19 protein-coding genes and 1 pseudogene are annotated in these 20609 nt (G+C 47.2%); 15 read left to right on the top strand and 5 right to left on the bottom strand.

Translation table 11 applies throughout. The features are described 5' to 3' along the window. Positions 1–8: 8 nt before the first annotated feature. Entirely contained in the window at positions 9–1274 is a 1266-nt protein-coding gene (locus tag ACI351_RS05080) for a hypothetical protein (protein ID WP_439734160.1), read from the bottom strand. A gap of 108 nt (positions 1275–1382) precedes the next feature. On the opposite strand from ACI351_RS05080, the gene ACI351_RS05075 reads away from it, so the two are divergent. Then, positions 1383–2618: a hypothetical protein gene (locus tag ACI351_RS05075; protein WP_439734159.1), complete on the top strand. Its 1236-nt coding sequence runs from the start codon at positions 1383–1385 to the stop codon at positions 2616–2618. Positions 2619–2659: 41 nt separating this feature from the next. Here ACI351_RS05075 and ACI351_RS05070 read toward each other — a convergent pair whose 3' ends face one another. After that, entirely contained in the window at positions 2660–3187 is a 528-nt protein-coding gene (locus ACI351_RS05070) for a DUF4823 domain-containing protein (RefSeq protein WP_439734158.1), read from the bottom strand. Between the two features lie 121 nt (positions 3188–3308). Between ACI351_RS05070 and ACI351_RS05065 the strand changes: the two genes are divergently transcribed. After that, complete coding sequence (locus ACI351_RS05065; protein ID WP_439734157.1) at positions 3309–4898, top strand: hypothetical protein; 1590 nt, start codon at positions 3309–3311, stop codon at positions 4896–4898. A gap of 161 nt (positions 4899–5059) precedes the next feature. Here the strand turns inward: ACI351_RS05065 and ACI351_RS05060 are convergent, their stop codons facing one another. The 3 genes and pseudogenes from ACI351_RS05060 to ACI351_RS05050 form a co-directional block, all read right to left on the bottom strand. Then, the gene (locus ACI351_RS05060; RefSeq protein ID WP_439734156.1) at positions 5060–6580 is read right to left on the bottom strand and encodes a type IV pilin protein; all 1521 of its coding nucleotides are present in this window, start codon (positions 6578–6580) and stop codon (positions 5060–5062) included. A gap of 240 nt (positions 6581–6820) precedes the next feature. Further along, a pseudogene (locus tag ACI351_RS05055) lies at positions 6821–6958 on the bottom strand (winged helix-turn-helix transcriptional regulator); the annotation flags it as partial. A gap of 206 nt (positions 6959–7164) precedes the next feature. Then, positions 7165–7752 (bottom strand): YrbL family protein, encoded by a 588-nt coding sequence (locus ACI351_RS05050; protein ID WP_439734155.1) that lies wholly within the window; start codon positions 7750–7752, stop codon positions 7165–7167. Between the two features lie 226 nt (positions 7753–7978). Here ACI351_RS05050 and ACI351_RS05045 point away from each other — a divergent pair, with 226 nt between their 5' ends. Genes ACI351_RS05045 through ACI351_RS04985 form a run of 13 tightly spaced genes read left to right on the top strand, consistent with a single transcriptional unit; the run spans position 7979 to position 20604 of the window. Further along, a complete protein-coding gene (locus ACI351_RS05045) occupies positions 7979–8962 on the top strand; it encodes an AAA family ATPase (protein ID WP_439734154.1) in 984 nt (327 codons plus the stop codon). Positions 8963–8982: 20 nt separating this feature from the next. Further along, entirely contained in the window at positions 8983–9873 is an 891-nt protein-coding gene (locus tag ACI351_RS05040) for a DUF58 domain-containing protein (protein WP_439734153.1), read from the top strand. A gap of 3 nt (positions 9874–9876) precedes the next feature. Then, on the top strand, positions 9877–10785 hold the full coding sequence (locus ACI351_RS05035) for a hypothetical protein (protein WP_439734152.1): 909 nt from the start codon (positions 9877–9879) through the stop codon (positions 10783–10785). Further along, a complete protein-coding gene (locus tag ACI351_RS05030) occupies positions 10782–11909 on the top strand; it encodes a vWA domain-containing protein (protein WP_439734151.1) in 1128 nt (375 codons plus the stop codon). Before ACI351_RS05035 ends, ACI351_RS05030 begins: the two co-directional genes overlap by 4 nt. Before the next feature lies 1 nt (position 11910). Next, positions 11911–12948 (top strand): VWA domain-containing protein, encoded by a 1038-nt coding sequence (locus tag ACI351_RS05025; RefSeq protein WP_439734150.1) that lies wholly within the window; start codon positions 11911–11913, stop codon positions 12946–12948. Positions 12949–12965: 17 nt separating this feature from the next. Beyond that, entirely contained in the window at positions 12966–13616 is a 651-nt protein-coding gene (locus ACI351_RS05020) for a tetratricopeptide repeat protein (protein ID WP_439734149.1), read from the top strand. 2 nt (positions 13617–13618) lie between these two features. Then, on the top strand, positions 13619–15388 hold the full coding sequence (locus ACI351_RS05015; protein WP_439734148.1) for a BatD family protein: 1770 nt from the start codon (positions 13619–13621) through the stop codon (positions 15386–15388). Beyond that, positions 15385–16113, top strand: a complete 729-nt coding sequence (locus ACI351_RS05010) for a hypothetical protein (RefSeq protein WP_439734147.1) — start codon at positions 15385–15387, stop codon at positions 16111–16113. The genes ACI351_RS05015 and ACI351_RS05010 overlap by 4 nt, the downstream gene beginning before the upstream one ends. An 18-nt stretch (positions 16114–16131) precedes the next feature. After that, positions 16132–16689, top strand: coding sequence for a D-sedoheptulose 7-phosphate isomerase (locus ACI351_RS05005; protein WP_439734146.1), 558 nt, complete (start codon positions 16132–16134; stop codon positions 16687–16689). Between the two features lies 1 nt (position 16690). Beyond that, complete coding sequence (gene rpiB / locus ACI351_RS05000) at positions 16691–17143, top strand: ribose 5-phosphate isomerase B (protein WP_439734145.1); 453 nt, start codon at positions 16691–16693, stop codon at positions 17141–17143. A 37-nt stretch (positions 17144–17180) separates the two neighbouring features. Further along, positions 17181–18845 carry a glucose-6-phosphate isomerase gene (locus ACI351_RS04995; RefSeq protein WP_439734144.1) on the top strand — a complete coding sequence of 555 codons (1665 nt, stop codon included), beginning with the start codon at positions 17181–17183 and terminating at the stop codon, positions 18843–18845. A 56-nt stretch (positions 18846–18901) separates the two neighbouring features. Further along, on the top strand, positions 18902–20131 hold the full coding sequence (gene miaB / locus ACI351_RS04990) for a tRNA (N6-isopentenyl adenosine(37)-C2)-methylthiotransferase MiaB (RefSeq protein WP_439734143.1): 1230 nt from the start codon (positions 18902–18904) through the stop codon (positions 20129–20131). A 2-nt stretch (positions 20132–20133) separates the two neighbouring features. Beyond that, a complete protein-coding gene (locus tag ACI351_RS04985) occupies positions 20134–20604 on the top strand; it encodes a PilZ domain-containing protein (RefSeq protein WP_439734142.1) in 471 nt (156 codons plus the stop codon). Positions 20605–20609: the final 5 nt, after the last annotated feature.

The following is a 20609-nucleotide window of genomic DNA, read 5'->3' as shown; positions in this document are numbered from 1 at the left end:
AAAAACCCTCACTGTTTTGCCGAAAAGTTAATTTTTAAACTGTATACCAGCACACACAATGCCATTACCAAACCTGCTCCAAAAAAGCCCAACCAAACCAAACTTGCGCTCCACCAAGGAAAACTCTTTTGAATCCCGTGCAAAAACATCCCCGCCAACACAGGCCCTAAAGAAGCTGACAGGCGCACCAAAGACACAAACATAAAATAAACAGGCGACTTACGGGCAGGCGCCTGCCGCAAAATAAATACATCAAAACTGGATTGAACGCCTGCTAAAATCACGCCGCAAAAAAGAAAAGCAAGCATCGTTTTCCACAACCCTCCGCTATTTATACCCGATACCCCCGCCAGCCATACAAACACGGCACAGATCAATCCAAAAGGTACGCTTAACGTACGCACCAGATTTTTACGCTGCAATCTCCCCCAAAAAGGAACCGAAAACAAAAAGGCGGCCTGCATTCCAAATGAACAAACCGTCAGCCACGCCACCGAAATTTTGACAAACTGCAAGGCAAATACCGGCAGGAAGCCGACTAAATAATATGCCACAAAAAACCCCAATCCCACTAACAAAAAAACACGGCGGTTTTGGGGAACGCTCCACACCCCGCGCAGCAAACTCCAGTTAATGGCAGATCGTTCCTCTTCCGTGCGTGTTTCCGGAATAAAAGAAAGTGCAAAACACGCCAGCAGCCCGCATACGCCCGCCAAAGCAAATACGGGTGCATAACTCCACACAGGCGTTTTAGCGCCGTCTGTCTGTACGAGAAAAAAGAACAAAACTGTCACGAGTGTAAACACCACATACATACTTTTGGAAGAAATATATTTGTACTGCACAAAAGAAGGGATTTGGTCATCGGGAAGCAAGCTTTTCAGCCAAGGATAATACGCCCCGATAGAAACCCCGCCTAACAAATAACAGCAGCCGACAGCAAAAAGCAGCCACAACGGACGATTCGGCCACCACGCCGCGCACGCCAAAAACGCGCAAAACAAATACAAAGGGCGGCTAATCAAAGAAAACCAAAACGTAACCCCTTTGGCGGAATATCCCCGCTGCACCAAATCCGCCCCCTGCACACCCATCAGCACACCTAAATAAGGAAGGCCGGCCAACGCCCCCGCCATCCACGGCGGCGCGCCCAAAGCCAGCGCATACGCCGTTAGCAAAGGCCCCGTAGCCAGCGCATCCATAGCGGATACGCCCATATTGTTATAAATAAAAAAACGTAAATACGAAGGATGAAGGGAATCGGTCCAAAACATAAGGTTATTGTATCATAAAAAATTGACGGAAAAACCCTTTCTCAAGAAAGAGGCCCCTTTTTGGATGCCTCCGCAAAAGACCGAGTAAACCTTTTGTATAATATTTTTATGAGACGCTTTTTCTATTACTTAATCGCCGCCGTAACCGTTGCTTTAGCCGCGTTTTATACGTACGGTTATTTTGCCCACCGCGCCCTTCCTGTGGTTCCCAAACCCGAGGTACGCTTGGCTTATATTTATGCCGATACCTCCTCTTTTCCTACGCTGCTGCAAATGGTGGATTTTGTCAAACAAGATCCAGCTACGCCCAAATTTATTATATGGAAACGGATGGTAACCCTTAATGTTCACGATCCGCTTTTTAAAGAGGCTACTATTCTTAAATCCGGCGATAAACGCTATCATCCCCAATTTATGCCTAATCTGCGCCGGCACGTTCAGGATTTTGTAAAAACCTATCCCAACGCTTCATTTATCGTCCATTTAAATAAAGATCAAACGGGCTTGATTTGGGCAGTGTTGGGGGCCATCCCAAAAGAACGCGTAAAACATATTCATTTTTATGAAGAGAGTTACGCGTCTACCTCGTTTATCATCAGCGGACCGCCCCTTGAACCAGACAAATTTCTACCGCGTCTGCAAGATTCCAACCCCCCTGGATTTTGGAGTTATAACTACGGCTATTCCGCGGCAAAAATCTTTCCGTCTACATTTCATTTGGCGGTAATGCCGGAAGCCAAACAAAAGAAAATTTTAAAAGATGCGTTAAAAAACGCCGAGGTCAAAAACGTGGATTTTAAAGAGCTGGCCCAATCGCTGACGGAAGAACAGAAAAAAGCCCTCTTGCGCTTGGCCAATATCGATGAAAACACCCTCGCTCCGTTCCGCTCCGGCAAACCCGTTATATTGTTTACCTTGGGCTTTTTTCACGATGCGAAAGACAAAAACCGCGAGCAAATCAATGTACTGCGCCAAGTGTACGAAGGCAAAACGCGCTTTGTCAAAAATCCGCAGGATTATACGTGGATGTATAAAGAACATCCGTGGCTGTCCAAAGACACTTTTATCCGCAAAACCCTAAAAAAACAATTTCCGTCCGTCGTTCCTCTTCCGAAAGAAACGCCGCTTGAAATTTTGTTTTTAACCGGTTACCTGCCTGACAAAGTGTTTGGGTTCAGCTCATCACTCTTTTTTGCGCTGCCCGCCGAAAACATCCTGTTTTTTATGGAACGGCATCACGACCCGTACGTGCCTATTTTAAAAGAAACGGGTCAGTTGACAGATGATAAAATCGTCCGCTTGGAAGACTTTCAGGAAAGAAAAAATAAAATTTATTCGCAATAAAAAAGACCCTTACGGGCCTTTTTTATAGGAGATAAACCCAACTACCGGCTTAATTGCCGGACATATGGATTAACAATTTTTTTTAGCAAATTGGCCGGAGCAGCATTGACAAAAGCAAACCAACGATTGGTAGCGTACAAAGAGGTTCTATCCAATACTTTATTCGGGCCGACGGAATACACTTGTACATTAATTCTAACCTTATCCCGCAAGCCGGACCAAGGCGTATTGCGGTCCTCCCAATGCGTAATGACCGGATAAACCAACACCTGCGCCCCTATCTGACCGGCATATGCCAAAGATTCATCCAACGACATTACGCGCTCCGCCAACGCCACTTCGCCGGCTGTAAACGACAGTGCCTCCAAAAAGGACTGCTGTACCTGCTGGCCGGAATAATCGTATTTGATATTTTGAAATACGCCGTCTTTGGGTAAGGCTACCAACACTTTTTGATCCGCAGTAAAAACCGCAGACGATGCCGTAACGGAACCCGTTCTGTCAATATCGGCGGTGGCGCATCCCGCACAAAGAAACAGTACACCCAGCCATAAAATTGTTTTTTTCATTATTTCCACCTCTTTTTTATATGGTAGCATATTACCTTCAAATCAGTAGCATATTTTACGCATTCCACTTATTCCGTCATTTTTTCTATAATTTCTTTAATAATTACTAGCGAAACAAACAATGTCGAAAACTAACATTCTTATTTTTATTGTCTGTATCTGTATCGGCGGCACTCTTAGTTTACTATTGGGACAAGATATCGGCGTTGATCTATTGAATTATCATCTATACAATCCTTATGCTTTTTTACACGGGAAACTCTCCATTGACTTTATCCCTGCGGGAGTCGTCCATACATTTTTTAATCCACTAGCTGATATCCCTTTTTTTTGGCTATTTTATTATTTAAATGACTTCCCGAAACTAACGGCTTTTATAAAGGGCGGATACTACGGTGTATTACTGTTTATGCTGTGCAAATGGGTCCCTATAATTTTTAAAGCTCACCCGATAAGCCAAACAGTCCAAGGAGTCATAATTATTTTTTCCCTTACAGGGATGGCAACCTTATTGCAAGTCGGATTTTCCAGTAACGAAGAATTAATGGCTTGTGTTGCCGTTATATCCGCTTATTTACTATTCCGCGGGACCGACGAACATTTGCACTTTCGCTTAAAATATATCTTACTTGCAGTTTTTTTGGTTTCCTGTGCAGCGGGGCTTAAATATACCGCCGCCCCCGCCGCCTGCGGAGTAGGATTATGCTGCTTGTTTTTACTCATAAAAAACAAATCTTCCTACAAAAAATATCTCTGCGTAATGAGTTGTGCCTTGAGCGGATTTATATTAACAAACGGCTATTTTTTATGGCACAACTGGAAAATCTTAAAAAACCCGCTTTTCCCTTTTTTTAACAACATTTTTAAATCGCCGTTTTTTCCTACCATTTTCTTACCCAATAGTGAATCTGTACCGAACAACTGGAAAGAATATGTATTTCTACCTTTCTTAAGACTGCATTTTTACGATGCAGAGCATTGTTTGGATTTCCGTCTCTTGCTGGGATTTATTTCCTTTGCGGTATTGGCAGCAGGATGCTTGTATTATATTAAAAAGCGTCCCCTTTCTAAAACATACACCTTGCTGTTAATCCTATTTATCGGCACCTATATTCCGTGGGTATTCGTCTTTGGAAATATGCGTTATGCTATTTTTTTAGAAATTTTATCCAGCTTACTCTTTACCCTTCTTTTAATAAGACGAATCCCTGTAAAACTGATCTGTATTATCCTTATTATTTTATCAACATTATCCCTGCAGTTAAAAAAGAAACCTCTTTTTGATGTACAGCATCAAGACTTTGATAAAAAAAATATTACGTTCTCCCAACGGGTGGTTATCCCTGACGATGCCTTGGTAATACTTACCGGACATTATTCCGCCTTAATTCCGTTTTTAAACACAAAGGCACGTTATATGGGCGGGATTCAACTCTCGGCAGAAAAACTTCACGTCTCACAAGGAGACATTCTCTCCGTGCAATTTTTTCTTCCTTCCGCATATTATCAACACAACTTTCCTATACGAAAAGAAATACAACAACATTCCGGCCCGATATACATATTAGTACCTTTCTTATATTGGGTATGGGGAGAATCTTTCTGGAAAGAATACGGAATAGATACTAATGGCACATACTGCCAAGTATTTGACACTAATTTAACCCGAAGAAAGTACCGTTTGGCCCTGTGCAAGGTCAAAAAACTCTAGCATATCCGCCCTTTACCGACACTAAAATACCAAACACTGCCCCGCTAAAATTGGCAATGCAAAACAGTTATTATAATAAGTCTTTTTGCACAAAAACAACAAGGCCGTTTCTAAAGAAACGGCCTTGTTTTCTTGAGTTGTCAGTAACTATAGATCCTTTATCACACTCCCGCTCCGCAAATGTTATAGCCATAACCGCTAGAACACGCATCGCTATAAGCGGAACTGCTACAGATATTACTGACAGTTCTGGCATAATCAGAACAAATGTATCCGTTTACAACTTGATAAGCAGGAACATAACAAGTCCTCCCTGCGCTCTGTTGCTCCAGACACTTATAAGTTTGGAGACGAATACAAGATGTCTCCGAACAGGCACTATCTACACACGTACCAAAAGAGACACCGGAACAACTAATACTAGCTACAGACTCACAAGTATACATACTACTTTTTGTTTCATCTGCCCAAAGGACAAAATGTCCCGTATTAGAAGAGCTAGCGCCAGTATAGAAGCATTCCTTTTTTCCGATACATTCATATGTGGAAGGAGTTGTAACTTGTCTCGAATCCACAGTAGGAATACTTGAGACACACCCTTTTCCTCCCTGATCACAAACTTTCTGTGCTTGTTCCTGAGTCGTACAAATCTCGCGAGTAGATGTTCCCAATATAGGCTCTACAGTACACCCACATCCACATAGTGCAGAATCGCCGCTGTAATAGGCTTCAGAACGATTACTACTAAACACATAAAATACGGCGGATTTCGCAGTTCCAGATCCACAAGACGACGGAGAGGATACATTACAGATTCCCCAATCCCCAGTCTGCCATTTTCCCGTTTCCGTATCACAAGTTACGGTGCGCGTCTGGTTGCCGCAAGAATTACAAGTTTGGCTTGTTGATGGCTTTGTGCCTGTACATTCAATTTTGCACTCGCTCTCATCTGTCACACTACACGCGCCAAAACCGCTTTCCACCCATTCGCCCGTATTCTCATCACACGTTACTGTTTGGGTCTGCGTACCACAAGAGTTACACTGCTGGCTTGTCGCAGGTTTCGTTCCAGTACATTCACACGTATTTTTAATACTACACTCACTCCAAGCGCTCCACGTACCGGTAGTCGTATCGCATGTACGCGTCCGTTTGCCGCCATTTTTGCAGCCGCACGGCTCCTCAGCATCGCCCGAACATGTAAACACGGATACTGTCTCATCGGAAGTCTCGGCCGCACAATCCTCAGGAGATTCCCTGTAATCCGATTTTCCTTTCAATTCTTCACACGTGGGATAGTTCTTGTTTAACTTGCTGCACTCCGTTCCATCACAACAAATACGGCCGTCCGCATACGACGGCATTTTTAGCGTGTAAGTATATTTCCCCTCACTCTCCGCCTCTATCCCACGGGAGACTAACGTTATCGTAAAATTCTTCGTTTGGTTCTTTTTTACAATATCCGTCATATCAGACATACTTGCCAGATACGGCTTATCCAACGCACACCGTTTTTCCTGTTCCGTGCGCACGGACGCCATCAGTTCTTCCGCTTCTGTCGTTTTACGCGTTTCAATTACTTTACTGAATTTCGGCAGAACCGCCGCTGATAATATGCCTATCACAATGACGACGACTAGCAGCTCCGTCAGCGTGAAAGCTTTCTTCTTACGACTTTTCATATACCCTCCTCATAAAAAATATAGGGAAGAGCGGGTAATTCGTTCTTCCCGTTTCCGGCGTCTCTTGAGGAGGGACTGGCCGGTTAAATCGTTCTCCAGTCAATTTTAAGCAATTAAACACCCATTGTATACCGGTAGCCCGCTCCTTGACCAAAAAAATGGTATCAAAAAAAAAAAACACAAGTCAAGGCCCAGAAGGTGGACGCCTTACTTGACAGCGCCCTCTTAATAATGGGAACATCCCACACTGCGGCGCAATTGGCCGAAACGCTTGGTGCCGCCCAACAAATCGCGGATAACCAAAATCTTCCATTTATTGCCCACCAACTGCAAAAATAGTCCCACAGGGCATGGGTGAAAATCCTTTTTACTCAGCATATTTTTTGCACGGAGCAGAATTTGTTTTGAAAGAAATTATTCCGGCTTCGGACGTAACCAAATGCCACGCCAATTTTGTGGAAGTAGAACCCAAACACTTTGCCTACGGATACCACTGGCACGAAGCAAACGAAGAAGTTTTCTATATTATTAAAGGTGTAATGTCCGCCCAAATAAAAATCTCCCCTGCCAAACAGGGGAGATTTTTATTTTTTAAGAATCGGCTCAATTCTTCGTGTCATAAAACGCAGCCATTTGCGCTTAATTTGCTGACGGCCTAAAAAAGGGATATACTGAGCAATCGGTATTCCGTTCATACTGCCTACGCCGTCAATCAGCACTAGGCGCGTACGATCCTCCCCGCGCTGACAAAGCACATTGGGAGAGGTCAAATCGCAAGGCAATACATTATAATGCAGCAGATAACAAAGTAACTCATCTAACAGCGCTTCTGTTTCCGGCAAAAGACGCCCCGCAGACACACCCCACCCTTCTGCCAAATACGCAGTCAACGGGCGGGAAACACTTCCGTCCGCATCCAAGACAGCTTCCTGCTTGAATCCCACATAACCGGCGACTTTTACTTCCCCCTTAAACTGCGGGATATGGAGAAAAGGTACTCCTTTTTTCTGTAAAAACCGAAAATAACGGATCTCCCGCCGCGTTTGTTTTTGCGCGTTTAACGGACTTAATTTAATTACACAGTCCTTCTCCTTGGGAGAACGAAAAACAATCCGCTCGGTTCCCTGCCCCAAAAGAAAAGGACGCAGTTCGTCCATTGTAAATGTATCCATAACGCCCCTCCGACAATTTCTACCTACCGGTAAGTATACAATGCAAATTATACCAAAATTTTTGACCGTTTTTGCTATAACCGTATACGCACCGGCAAAAATTTATACGGGGAACATAAACAACAAGCGCGCTTCTAATCCTAAAAATAGCTTTCCAACCGTGGTTCCGTTTTCTATAATATAAAAAGAAACAGCCGCACCGCGCGGCGTGCCACGGAGGGATAATATGGACATCACTACCATCAACAAACAAGTCCAACAGGAAAGCCTTTTTTTACAAGATTTAAGAAGAGAAGTCGGCAAAGTAATCGTAGGGCAAGACGCTCTGGTGGAAAAAATGCTCGTTGCTCTCTTGGCTGACGGACATATTTTAATTGAAGGGGTTCCCGGCCTTGCCAAAACCTTGGCTGTTAAAACGTTGGCACAAGCCATTCACGCCCAGTTTCAGCGCATTCAGTTTACACCCGATTTATTGCCCGCCGATATTACCGGAACCTTAATTTTCAACCCCAAAGACGGAATGTTCTACCCCAAACGCGGCCCCGTGTTTTCCAACTTTGTACTGGCCGACGAAATTAACCGTTCGCCAGCCAAAGTGCAAAGCGCTCTCTTGGAGGCGATGCAGGAGCGGCAGGTAACCATCGGCGAGCAGACGTATAAATTGCCCGAGCCGTTTATGGTTATGGCCACGCAAAACCCCGTGGAGCAGGAAGGCACATACCCCCTTCCCGAAGCGCAGGTGGACCGCTTTATGCTTAAAGTGCTCGTCACGTATCCCACCAAAGAAGAGGAAAAACTGATTTTGGAACGGATGGCGGGACACAAAAAATTTGAACTGAACACCCAAGTTACACCGGAAATGATTTTAAAAGCCCGCGCAGTAACGGACGGAATTTACGTAGACGAAAAAATCAAAAACTATATTGTAGAGCTTGTTTTCGCCACGCGCGACCCGAAAGGCGCCGGACTTGAAAAACTGGCTTCGTTTATTTCCTACGGCGCCAGTCCGCGCGCGACGATTTTCCTCACGCAGGCCGCCAAAGCTTACGCCTTCTTAAACGGGCGCGGCTTCGTTACGCCGGAGGATATCAAAGCCGTCGGCCTTGACGTATTGCGCCACCGCGTGCTTTTATCGTACGAAGCGGAAGCGGAAAACGTAACATCCGACCAAATCGTCAAGCAAATCTTTGACGCCGTAGACGTGCCGTAATTTCCGCACGGGGGTAAAACGTGGATACCGCGGACATTTTAAAAAAAGTACGCCAAATTGAAATCCAGACGAACAAACTGGTTTCGGAGACCTTCGCCGGAGAGTATTTAAGCGCGTTTAAAGGGCAGGGCATCGAATTTGCCGAAGTGCGCGAATACAACGCCGGCGACGACATCCGCTCCATCGACTGGAACGTTACCGCACGCACCGGCGTACCGTATATCAAAAAATACAACGAAGAACGCGAATTGACACTCATCATCGCGTGCGATGTTTCTGCTTCGCTTCAATTTGGATCAACAGATAAACTCAAGCAGGACGCCGCCGCCGAACTGACGGCCTTATTCGCTTTTTCTGCGCTGAAAAACAACGATAAAGTAGGGCTAATGCTGTTTTCAGATCAAATTGAACTGTTCGTTCCCCCCAAAAAAGGCAAAAAGCATATCTTGCGCCTGATTCGCGAAGTAGTCGCGTTTGAACCCCAAAGAAAAGGAACCGATATCGGCCTGTGCTTGGAAACGCTGACCAAAGTAATGAAACGTCAGGGTATTTTGATTTTGATTTCGGACTTTTTGGCCCCCGTCGAATCGTTTTCCAAATCTTTTAAACTGGCCGCCAAAAAATTTGACTTGATTCCCGTCATTCTAAAAGACAAACTGGAAGAAAAACTGCCGCGCCTCGGCGTTTGTTTGGACGTAACCGACCCCGAAACAGGCAAGAACGATTTAATCTCGCTTGCTTCCGGCGAAACCAACAACACATTGCACAGCTACCGCACACGCCTGAAAGAAGAGCTCCACGCACTTTTTAATCCGTACAAAATAGAATCCATTTTGGTAGACACTGCCGAACCGCCGTCGGATCCGGTCATTGCGTTTTTTAAACGCCGCGCCAAAAAAATAAGGAGATAACCGGTGAAAAAAATTTTTTCTTTCCTTATATTAGCTGTTTTATCGCCGCTGGCCGCCCAAGAATTAAATCTGGTGGAAAAAAATGCGCCGGAAAAAGTGACCTTCGCACAGCCGTTTACGCTAAGCTACGGAGTCAGCCACACGCCCGATTACCAAGTAAAGGTGGACGAGCAATCACTCTCCCGCGACTTTGAAATTCAAACACAGTCGGTCCAGCAGAACTCCGCAGGAACCGCTACATTTACTTTTACCGTCCTGCCGTTTACGCTCGGCAAATCCACCTTTACAGCCACATTTTTACTTATCCAAAATGGCAAAACGGCTGCCACGCTTGAAGAACCTGTGTATATTACCGTTTCTCCCGCAAAAACGTTCAACGATAAAAATTTCCGCGAAATCCGCGCGCCGCAAATTCCTGCCGGCTGGCTGACGTGGCTGCTCGCCGCACTGGCTGCATTAGCCTTTATTACCGTCGTGTACGTATGGCGCAAAAAAATGCAGGAAAAATCCCTTTCCGTGCACCAAGCACCGGAAGATACCCGCCCGTCTGATGAAATTGCGTTCTCCAAAATCGACGCCCTCCTTAACAGCGGTCTTTGGGAACAGCAGCAGTACAAACTGTTTTACATTACACTTTCCGATATCCTGCGGGAATACCTGTGGCGGCGGTTTCAAATTGACGCATCGGCCGATACGTCGGCGGAACTCTTGCGCCGCATAAAAAATATACCCGAGATATCCCCTTTATTATTCGCCCTGCGGAGCTTTTTAAATTCGGGAGATCTCGTCAAATTCGCTAAAGCCGTTCCCGAAGAAGATGTGCGCAACAAAGACGTACAGATCCTGCGTAAAATCATTCGCGAAACTTCGCCGAAAGAAATTTTGCCCGAAGGACAGGAGGGTGCAAAATGATTTATTTCTTTATCATCAGCACGGGGCTTCTGTTGGGGACGCTCATCGCTTCGCTTTTTGTCCGCACCCAATCCAAATGGATGACGGCCGCCGTCGCCGCTGCGGGGGCTGCGGCTTTTTCTGCCGCCGTCGCCTTACTGTTTATGCGTTTTGCCGCAGACCGCGCCGAATTTATGTACCCGTGGGCGTTTTTACTGCTCATTTTGCCTTTCGGCGTATTTTTGGCCCACACGTTGATGCGCGGTGTACTGACGCGGCGGATGAACTACTCTATGGTGCACCTAAAAATAGAACAAAGCTCCTTGCGCGTCTTGTTTACACACTGGCTGCCCGTTACGCTCTATACGGCAGCGCTTATTTTAATGATTATCGCTCTTGCCCGCCCCGTACGGGTGGACCGCACCGTTTTACCCCCTTCGGAAGGGATTGATATCATTCTGCTGATGGACGTATCAGCTTCTATGCAAAAAATAGACTTTTATCCTAACCGTTTCATCGCCGCCCAGCAGACGGCGGACCGTTTTATCGCTAAACGCCCAAACGACCGTATTGGCGCAGTGGCGTTTGCCAAGGCAGCAATGCTCCAAGCACCGCTGACCTTAGACCACGACGCTTTAAGGGAGTATATTAATTCTTTATATGTGGGAATGGTAGACCCTAATTATACTGCTATCGGAGATGCAATCGGCGTAGCCGCCAACCACTTAAAAGACAGTAAAGCTAAAAGCAAGGTGATCATCTTGCTAACGGACGGAGACTCCAACGCCGGAACGATTGAACCGTTAATGGCAGCCAAAGCCGCCGCCGCATACGGCATACGCGTCTATACGGTGGGAACCGCCAGCGCACCGGACCGTAACCCGTATGCCAGTTCTACAGATGAAATTAACGAAGGACTGATGATGGAAATTGCCTCTTTAACGGGCGGAAAATACTACCGCGCCAACAACGAAAAAGAACTAGATAAAATTTACGACACCATCAACGAACTCGAAAAAACGGAATTTGCGCCCAGCGCCACAATCCACCGGACGGACTATTTTCAACCGGTTCTGCTGCTCGCGCTTTTGTGTGCGCTTTTGGCGCTTACGCTTGAAAAATTATTTTTAATCAAGGTGCCTTAATATGGAACTTTTCGCCCATCCCATTTACTTTTTTTATTTCCTGCCCGCGGCGGGGCTGACCGCCCTCGTCTTTTGGGCCGGAGGCAAATTAAAACGCCGCGCCATACACTTTTTGTTCGGGCCGCAGGCTTATCAAAAGCTTACCCAAAATCTTCGTCCGGCGGCCAAATGGCGGACGGCCCTGTTCTTTTTGGCGGAATTTTTCCTTTTTGCCGCACTGGCCGGGCCTCAATGGGGGACGGAAATTATTGAGGCGCAGGGGGCGTTCGCACAGACGGTTATCGCCGTAGATGTTTCCGCTTCTATGCGCGCAAGAGACTTGCGGCCCGACCGTTTAGACAATGCCAAAAATATGCTGCGGATGTTGGTCAGCAATTTAAAAGAAGAACGCATCGGTATTATTGCGTTTACGTCGAAGGCGTTTATACAATGTCCGATTACTACGGACGAGGACGCTCTGCAATACTTTATTTCCGCCCTGCGCCCCAATATGCTGCCCGTCAATGGTACGTCGCTTGCCGCGCCTGTATCTCTTGCGGCCAGAATGCTTTCTAAATATCCCGGGCAAAAAGCCCTTATCCTGCTGACAGACGGAGAAGACCACCTGCCCAAAGACCTAGAACAAGCCAAACAGACCGCCGCCCAGTACGGGGTGCGCATCATCGCCATCGGTATCGGCACCAAGGAAGGTACGCTGATCCCCGATGAAATCGATAGTGCGGGCAATATTTCCTCTTACAAAAAAGACAGACAGGGCAATACCGTCGTTTCCAAATTGGACGAAAAAACGCTCGCCGAACTGGCACAGGCCTCCGGCGGGGTATACATTTCTTACACGACGCCCGCCCAAGTGGCGGCCAAGGTGGAAGAATCCCTGCGCGGGCTGGATAAAACACTCTCCAGCTCAGTAAAACGCGCAGCATACAAAAACCGCTACCAAATTCCGCTTTTGCTGGCAATGTTCTGTCTGACGGGCTACCTGCTCTGGCCGCGCGGACGTAAACCAAAAGACGGATCAAACGGGAAAAAAGAAATATAAAAAGGTAAAATAAGAATATGAGGAAACTAATTCTGCTTTTACTGATGTTTACCGCTTGCTCCGCTTGGGCCGGAGTACAGGCGGATTTGCGCGAAAGCGGAAAACTTTATCAAGAACAAAAATACGGGCAGGCGCTCGCCAAATACAACGAAATTCTGCGCTATTCCCCCCAAAATGAGGATGCTTCTTTCGGTGCAGGGGCAGCCGCCTATTATTTAAAAGACTATGGTACTGCCGAATCCGCATTTAAGCAAGCCGTCCGTCAGGAAGGGAAACTTCAGCAAGATGCGTTATTTAATTTAGGCAACGCCTATTACCGCGCGGGAGACAAACAACAAGCCAAAGAAATCTACCGCCAAGCCATTTTGAAAAATCCCAAAGATAAAGAAGCCGTCCATAATTTACAGCTTATTTTGGAAGAACAGCAAAATCAAAACAACCAAAACGACCAAAATAATCAAAACCAAAACCAAAATTCCTCCAACCAAAGCGGCGGCGGAAACAATAACGATAAAAATTCCTCGGAGGAGCAACAACAAAACACCGCCCAAGATAAAGAAAATAAAGACGCGGCCCAACGTGTTATGCAAATGGCGCGCGAAAACGAATACAAAAAACCGCAGGCGGCAGGAACGGCCCAAGACGATACAGTAGAAAAAGACTGGTAATTATGAAAAAGATATTTTTATTTCTTTCCCTTCTGCTCAGTGCAAGCGTATGGGCCGCAGCCCAAGTAACCCTAACCGCCTCCGTTGACAAAAATACGCTTACGCTGGACGATGAAATCACGCTCTCCGTACGGGTAGCGGGAGCCTCGGGCAACGTCATTATGCCGCAGCTGCCCAGTCTGCCCGCTTTTAATGTCTATTCACAAGAGATGGAACAAAGCACTATCAACGGGAACACCTCGCTTGAGTTTCGCTATGTACTGCTTCCGCGTTTTGCAGGGCAAGCCACTATTGGGCCGGTAACATTTAACCACAACGGCAAAACGTATAAAACAGCGCCTATTTCCATACGAATTTACCGCAACGCGCAAAGCCTGCCCGCCGCGCAGCAGCGCGCGCGGGTAAAAACAGTTGAAAAGGCTGATCCGTCTTTGCCTCCGTTGGAAGCGTCTCTGGCCAACCAAGCGTATGCCCGCGGAGACGAAAAATACTTTTTGATATCAGCTGTCAGCAATAAAACGCCGTACGTTAACGAACCGTTTATGCTTGCCGTGCGTTTTTATTATTCCCAGCAGTTTTACGAAGCGCCTTACCAAAAACCGTCCGTAAGCAACCTCTTTATGCAATCTGCCACAACGGCACAAGGCTCGCAGGTTATCGGCGGAACACTTTACCGATACGAAGAGCAGCGTTACCTGTTGATTGCGGCCAATGCAGGAACGGCAGAAATAGGGCCGGCCTCCGTACAATACCAAACGGGCTCATCGCCGATGTCGGCCTTTGACCGTCTGTTTGGAGGGGCCGCCGTATCCGAAGTTAAAACCGCCGAATCTACCCCCATTACCATTCAAGTCCGCGCACTTCCGGCAGAAGGAAAACCTGACTCTTTCTACGGGGCGGTGGGTGAAGACTACACGCTGTCCGCCAACGTTGACCCCGTTAACGTGGAAGCAGGCGAAGCCGTCAACGTAACTGTAACCGTCAAAGGACCCGATAATTTAAAATCTACCGGAGACTTAATTTTCCCAAAAATGAACGGATTTAAAGCTTATCCCGCCGCGCCCGAATCCGGCTCCTTGCCTTCCTCTAACGGATCAGCTTTGGGCTACAAAACCTTTAAGACCGTGATTGTTCCTTCCGCATCCGGCGTGTATGTGGTGCCATCCGTCAAATGGTCCTATTTTAATCCGCGTACTAAAACTTACCAAATACTGCATACCAATCCCATAAAACTTACGGTAACACCTTCTACCAAAACCGAAAATGGATTTAATTTTGCTTCTGCCGCCCACACCTCTAACGGACTGCAAACGCTTGGAAGCGATGTGCGGTATTTAAAAACCGATTATGCGCCTGAATCCGGCATACTGGCGAAACTGCCCCAATACAAACAATTAAACGCTTTCTTTTTATTCTTACTGGCCGCCAGCGTATTATTTGCCGCCATAGGCAAGAAATCCATTGCCCAAAAGCGCGCTTTTTCCGATGCAAAACGTGCACTCAAACAGGCCGCAGGAGAAGAGGCCGTAGCCGATGCCGTATCGGCCTATTTACAGAAAAAACTACACATCAGCACCGGAAGCCTGCCCTTAAAATCCATTTTAGCCGCTTTAAAACAGCACGGTGTAAAACCGTCTACGGCTGAGGCGTTTTCCCTTTTGTGGCAGCGCTTAGATGCAGCACGTTTTGCCCCCGGCGCAAACGCTAGTGCTACAAACCTTTCCACGCAGGCGCTTGACGTGCTTAGACTGCTCGAGGAGGAAACCAGATGACGCGTAAATTATTTCTTTTCGCGATAACCTGCCTGCTATGCTTTGCAAATACCCTTTGGGCACAGAACGTAATGGAACAAGCCGAAGAATCTTACCGTCAAGGCAAGTTTTCGGTCGCACTCGGACTGTATGAAGAAGAATTAAAAAATCGCCCAAACGACCCTTTTGTTTACTACAATATAGGAAATTGCTATTTTAAAATGGGGAGCAAAGGCTTAGCCGCGGCCAATTACTACCGCGCGTTTAAACTGGCCCCGCGGGATTCTGACATCCGCCACAATCTTTCCCTTGCGCTTTCTTCCGGTGGGGAACGGTTTGTTCCGGCGGGAATGCCGATAGTGCTCCATCAAGCTTTTTTCGCGTTGTCGTACGATGAGCTGAAAGGTCTGTTTTTACTGCTCTTCTGGATAAGCTGCACATTGGGAAGCGTATGGCTTGTCAAACGTAAATTCGGCCGCGTACTGGCAACAGTTGTTGTTATATTTATGCTGTGCGGCGGATGGCTGTGGTGGCGGCATACACTTGAAACCGAACCGCTTGCGGTGGTAGCCGCGCCTTCCGCCGAAATACGCAGCGGCCCGGGAACCAATTTCCCCGCCAGTGCAACAGCAGCGCAAGGGCATTTACTTTTGGTACTGGACGGAAAAGATTCGTGGTATAACGTTATCGTGAAATCCCAAGGCTTAAAGGGCTGGGTGGAAAAAAGCGCGGTGGAAAAAATTTAATTTCTAAAAGAGGTGTTTATGTTTGTACAAAATCAAGCCGAAGAACTGATTAAAGCCGTTACATACGTCAAAGAACACTTGGCGGAACAAGTAGAAAAATTGGCCGCTGAGGTGATTAAAGCGTTCAAAAACGGCAACAAAGTGATTTTAATGGGTAACGGCGGCAGCGCGGGCGACGCGCAGCACATTGCTGCGGAATTTGTGGGCCGCTTTAAAAAAGAACGTCCTTCCCTGCCGGCGTTGGCGTTAAATACCAACACCTCCACGCTTACCGCCATCGGCAACGATTACTCGTATGATGTGGTTTTTTCGCGCCAGATTGACGGTTTTGCCAAGGAAGGGGACGTTGTCATCGGCATTTCCACTTCCGGTAACAGCAAAAACGTATACCTCGCTTTGGCGCTTGCCAAGCGCAAAGGCTGTATTACGGCCGGTTTTTTGGGCAAAGACGGCGGTACCATTAAAGAAGTATGCGATATTCCCCTTACCGTAGCCGTAAAAGACACGCCGCACATTCAGGCCTGCCACATTTTTATGGGCCATTGTATGTGCGACTTGGTGGATCAGGCGTATTAATATGAAAATAGCCGTCGGATGCGATCACGCGGGTTTCCCGCTCAAAGAAACCGTTATCAACCAAATAAAACATTTGGGGCACGAGGTTATTGACTGCGGGACGTTTTCCTGCGAACGGGCCGACTACCCCGACTATGCCGATAAAGCGGCCAAGTTGGTTGCCGCGGGTAAAGCCGATCGCGCTATTTTAATCTGCGGAAGCGGCGTAGGCGTTTGCGTAACGGCGAATAAAACAAAAGGCATACGCGCCTGCGTCTGCCACGATGCATACAGTGCCAAACAAGCCGTGGAACACGACGCGCTGAACGTGCTGTGTTTGGGTGCGCGGATTATCGGCCCCTCCATAGCCGAGGAGCTGACGGAACGATTTTTAAAGGCGTCTTTTTTGACAGGCACCCGCCACGAAGGACGCTTAAACAAAGTAAAAGCGATTGAAGAAGCAAATTTTAAATAAGGCCCCAGCGGTCTTTATAAAAAGGATGAAGAAACGTATGAATACACAAGCAACACCTATGGCCGAAGGAATTATCCGTGAAGGCGAAATCAAACTGGAAGGACTGGAATTTAATACCAAATTCTGGGCCAAGGATCCCACCCTCTGGAAACACGATAAAGAACACATTGAATTTATCCCTAAATTTCTAGGCTGGCAAAAAGTGTACGATTGGACGCTGAAACATCTTGATGAAGTACAAACTTTTGCAAACGACGTAAAACAAAATTTCAAACATTGTGTAATTATGGGTATGGGCGGTTCTTCGCTCGCCCCAGAGGTATTCCGCAGCGTGTTTGGCAAACAGGAAGGCTGGCCGGAACTTATTGTGCTAGACACTACCAACCCCGACTGGGTCGCCTCTGCACGCGAACGCATTAATCCGGCAGAAACCCTATTTATCTTCGCCAGCAAATCCGGCGGCACGGTAGAGCCGTCCTCCCAGTTTGCGTATTTTATGGACGAAGTAAAAAAATCCGGCATAAAAGAAGCGGGCCAAAACTTCGCTGCTATTACTGACCCGGGCACCGGACTGGAAACGCTGGCTAAAAAACACAACTTCCGCAAAATCTTCTTAAATCCGGCCGATATTGGCGGACGCTTTTCCGCACTGTCGCTGTTCGGTATCGTACCCGCCGCCGTTATGGGGGTGGATGTAAAGAAAATTCTGACGATTGCCAAAGAACAAGCCGCCACCTTCGCGCCGGAAGCCCCGATCAAAGACAACGCCGCCGTAAAACTCGGTGCGTTTATGGGCGCCTGCAACGTCAACCATTCAAAAGATAAGCTGACGCTTTTGACCCCTTCCGATTTTGCCACGTTCGGTTTATGGGCGGAACAGCTGGTGGCTGAATCTACCGGCAAAGAAGGCAAAGGTATCGTTCCCGTAGCGGGCGAACCGCTTCGCAAAAATTTCGACTACCGCGAGGACCGCTTCTTCGTGCACCTTTCTACCGGAAGCGAGGACGACAAACGTGTCAGCGCCGTTTCCGACGATTTAGCTAAACGCGGTTACCCCGTAATGACGATTGAACTGCCCAACACTTACTATTTGGGAGCGATGTTCCTCTTGTGGGAAATCGCTACCGCCGCTGCGGGAGCCATCTTGGGTATCGATCCCTTCGACCAACCCAACGTACAGGAAGCCAAAACACTGGCCAAAAACATTTTAGCCGAACTCAGCGCGGGCAAAATTCCTGCTGAAATTAACGCTCCCCTGCTCGTTTCCAAAGATATCGCGGGAGACGTGAAACTGAGCACGCTGGCGCAAGATTTATATTCCATTTTGGAAAGCAACGATTATGTAGCTGTACTGCCTTATTTGAACCCGTCTAAAGACGTGGACGAAGCAGTACTCGCCCTGCGCGATAAAATTATGGAACGCACCAAACGCGCCGTTTTGTTCGGTTATGGTCCGCGGTATTTACACTCTACCGGCCAGCTCCATAAAGGGGACGGCAACAACGGCGTATTTTTGATTTTATCCGCCGACCCGAAAAACGACATCAAAATCCCGGGGCAGAATTACACGTTCGGACAACTCTGCAACGCGCAGGCTCTGGGCGATTTTCAGGCGCTTGAATCCAAGGGCCGCCGCGTCATTAAAATACACTTGGCACAGCCCGTGGCAGAAGGGATTAAACAAATCAGCGACCAGTTCTAATCTCGCCATCTTAACAGGGCGGTCCGCTTAAGACCGCCCTTTTTATTGTTATCACTATGAAAAAAGTTTTTATTCAAACCTACGGCTGTCAGATGAATATTGCCGATTCGGAAGAAATGTTTGCCCACCTCGCCGCGCGCGGGATGACGCATACCGATAATTTGGACGAAGCCGATGTGGTACTTATCAACACTTGCACCGTGCGCGACCACGCCGAACACCGCGCCGTTTCGTTTTTGGGCAGACTGAGTGCGTGGAAAAGAGAAAAATCCGGACGACGCGTAATTTTCGCCGGCTGCGCCGCACAGCGTTTGGGGGAAAAATTAAAACAACATTACCCTTTTTTAGATATTCTTTCCGGCGCAAAAAACATCGAAAATTTTAGCGACACATTGGACAACAGCGGCCTTTTTCCCGCCGAGTCCCCCCAAGGAGACCCCTTAAAACCGAATTTGACGGGATACGTCACCATTATGCGCGGGTGCAATTTTGCGTGCACCTACTGTATCGTTCCCACCGTGCGCGGCCCCATTAAATGCTTGCCGCAGGACGAAATTTTGCAAGCTGTCCGTCGCAAAACCGCTCAAGGAGCGACCGAAATTATGTTGTTGGGGCAAACAGTTAACGCTTATTGCGACGGAAACACCTCTTTTGCCGACTTACTCAACCGCGTAAGCGAAATTTCGGGTGTACAGCGCGTGCGCTTTACCAGCCCGCACCCCATTTATTTCACGCCCGCATTTTTGGAAGCCGTCAAAAGCAATCCCAAAATTGCCCATCACGTACATCTGCCCGCCCAAAGCGGTTCTTCCAAAGTATTAGCCGAAATGAAACGCGGCTATACGCGCGAAACGCTTTTGGAAAAAATACGGGCGTTAAAGGGAATCGGTATGAACATCTCCACCGATTTGATTGTCGGGTTTCCGACGGAAACGGAAGCGGACTTCGAGCAAACCTTGACGCTTGTGGAAGAAGCGGGGTTTTCCGCTGCGTTTTGTTATAAATATTCCCCCCGCGAAGGTACGCCTGCCGCTAAGATGACGCTTCACTCGGACAAAATACTGGAACAAAGGCTTGAGATTTTGTTAAATAGAGTAAGAGGTCTTGCTGAACGCGCCTACCAAAAACAAATCGGCACAGAGCAGGAAGTGCTGATGGAAAGCGAAAACAAGGGCCGATCGTCGGGCAATTTTTGGGTAAAGACCCATAAAAACTATCCGGCGGGAAGTTTGGTAAAAGTGAACATTGAAAAAGCAGACGGAACTTTATTATTTGCGAGGGACTGATTATGACGAAGAAAAAGAATTTTTCCGAAAAACGCAAACATCCGCGTATGCCGGTAATCAGCAATTTGATTGAACCGGTCAACTTACACTACAAAACCGAGGACGGAAAGGAAACATCGCTTGTCGCCATTTTAGCGGATTTATCCGCTTCCGGTATGCGGATGATCAGCTTTTTGGGCGCACCGCTGGCGGACCGTTTTGCTATCAGTCTCCAACTCCCCGGGGCAGGCAAAATGGAAGTAAGTGCGAAGCTGGCGTGGGTAAAACAGCGCGAGAACATCTATACTATTGGGATTGAATTTGTCAAAATGGCGGATAAAGACGCCAAACTCATCAGCGAAATGGCCGATGATTTTAACGATTGCGATACGCGCATTTTGTTAAAACTGCCCGACGTGTGCGTACCTGATTGCAAATGCAATAAAATCTGCAATAAAATCCAGAAAGACGAAAGCCTTTTTGAAGACAAATAGTTCCG

This window comes from Candidatus Avelusimicrobium sp., assembly GCF_051874775.1.
Lineage (GTDB): Bacteria > Elusimicrobiota > Elusimicrobia > Elusimicrobiales > Elusimicrobiaceae > Avelusimicrobium.
Note: the sequence above shows the minus strand (reverse complement) of the source record. Positions and strands in the feature narration are given on the sequence as shown.

What these genes read in the sequence shown, in the direction of transcription:
- ACI351_RS05070 (WP_439734158.1), bottom strand. Translation starts at nt 3,187, where the DNA reads ATGAAAAAAACAATTTTATGGCTGGGTGTACTGTTTCTTTGTGCGGGA.
- ACI351_RS05030 (WP_439734151.1), top strand. Translation starts at nt 10,782, where the DNA reads ATGATTTATTTCTTTATCATCAGCACGGGGCTTCTGTTGGGGACGCTC.
- rpiB (WP_439734145.1), top strand. Translation starts at nt 16,691, where the DNA reads ATGAAAATAGCCGTCGGATGCGATCACGCGGGTTTCCCGCTCAAAGAA.
- miaB (WP_439734143.1), top strand. Translation starts at nt 18,902, where the DNA reads ATGAAAAAAGTTTTTATTCAAACCTACGGCTGTCAGATGAATATTGCC.
- ACI351_RS05010 (WP_439734147.1), top strand. Translation starts at nt 15,385, where the DNA reads ATGACGCGTAAATTATTTCTTTTCGCGATAACCTGCCTGCTATGCTTT.
- ACI351_RS05080 (WP_439734160.1), bottom strand. Translation starts at nt 1,274, where the DNA reads ATGTTTTGGACCGATTCCCTTCATCCTTCGTATTTACGTTTTTTTATT.
- ACI351_RS05075 (WP_439734159.1), top strand. Translation starts at nt 1,383, where the DNA reads ATGAGACGCTTTTTCTATTACTTAATCGCCGCCGTAACCGTTGCTTTA.
- ACI351_RS05060 (WP_439734156.1), bottom strand. Translation starts at nt 6,580, where the DNA reads ATGAAAAGTCGTAAGAAGAAAGCTTTCACGCTGACGGAGCTGCTAGTC.
- ACI351_RS05045 (WP_439734154.1), top strand. Translation starts at nt 7,979, where the DNA reads ATGGACATCACTACCATCAACAAACAAGTCCAACAGGAAAGCCTTTTT.
- ACI351_RS04995 (WP_439734144.1), top strand. Translation starts at nt 17,181, where the DNA reads ATGAATACACAAGCAACACCTATGGCCGAAGGAATTATCCGTGAAGGC.
- ACI351_RS05005 (WP_439734146.1), top strand. Translation starts at nt 16,132, where the DNA reads ATGTTTGTACAAAATCAAGCCGAAGAACTGATTAAAGCCGTTACATAC.
- ACI351_RS05015 (WP_439734148.1), top strand. Translation starts at nt 13,619, where the DNA reads ATGAAAAAGATATTTTTATTTCTTTCCCTTCTGCTCAGTGCAAGCGTA.
- ACI351_RS05050 (WP_439734155.1), bottom strand. Translation starts at nt 7,752, where the DNA reads ATGGATACATTTACAATGGACGAACTGCGTCCTTTTCTTTTGGGGCAG.
- ACI351_RS05065 (WP_439734157.1), top strand. Translation starts at nt 3,309, where the DNA reads ATGTCGAAAACTAACATTCTTATTTTTATTGTCTGTATCTGTATCGGC.
- ACI351_RS05020 (WP_439734149.1), top strand. Translation starts at nt 12,966, where the DNA reads ATGAGGAAACTAATTCTGCTTTTACTGATGTTTACCGCTTGCTCCGCT.
- ACI351_RS04985 (WP_439734142.1), top strand. Translation starts at nt 20,134, where the DNA reads ATGACGAAGAAAAAGAATTTTTCCGAAAAACGCAAACATCCGCGTATG.
- ACI351_RS05025 (WP_439734150.1), top strand. Translation starts at nt 11,911, where the DNA reads ATGGAACTTTTCGCCCATCCCATTTACTTTTTTTATTTCCTGCCCGCG.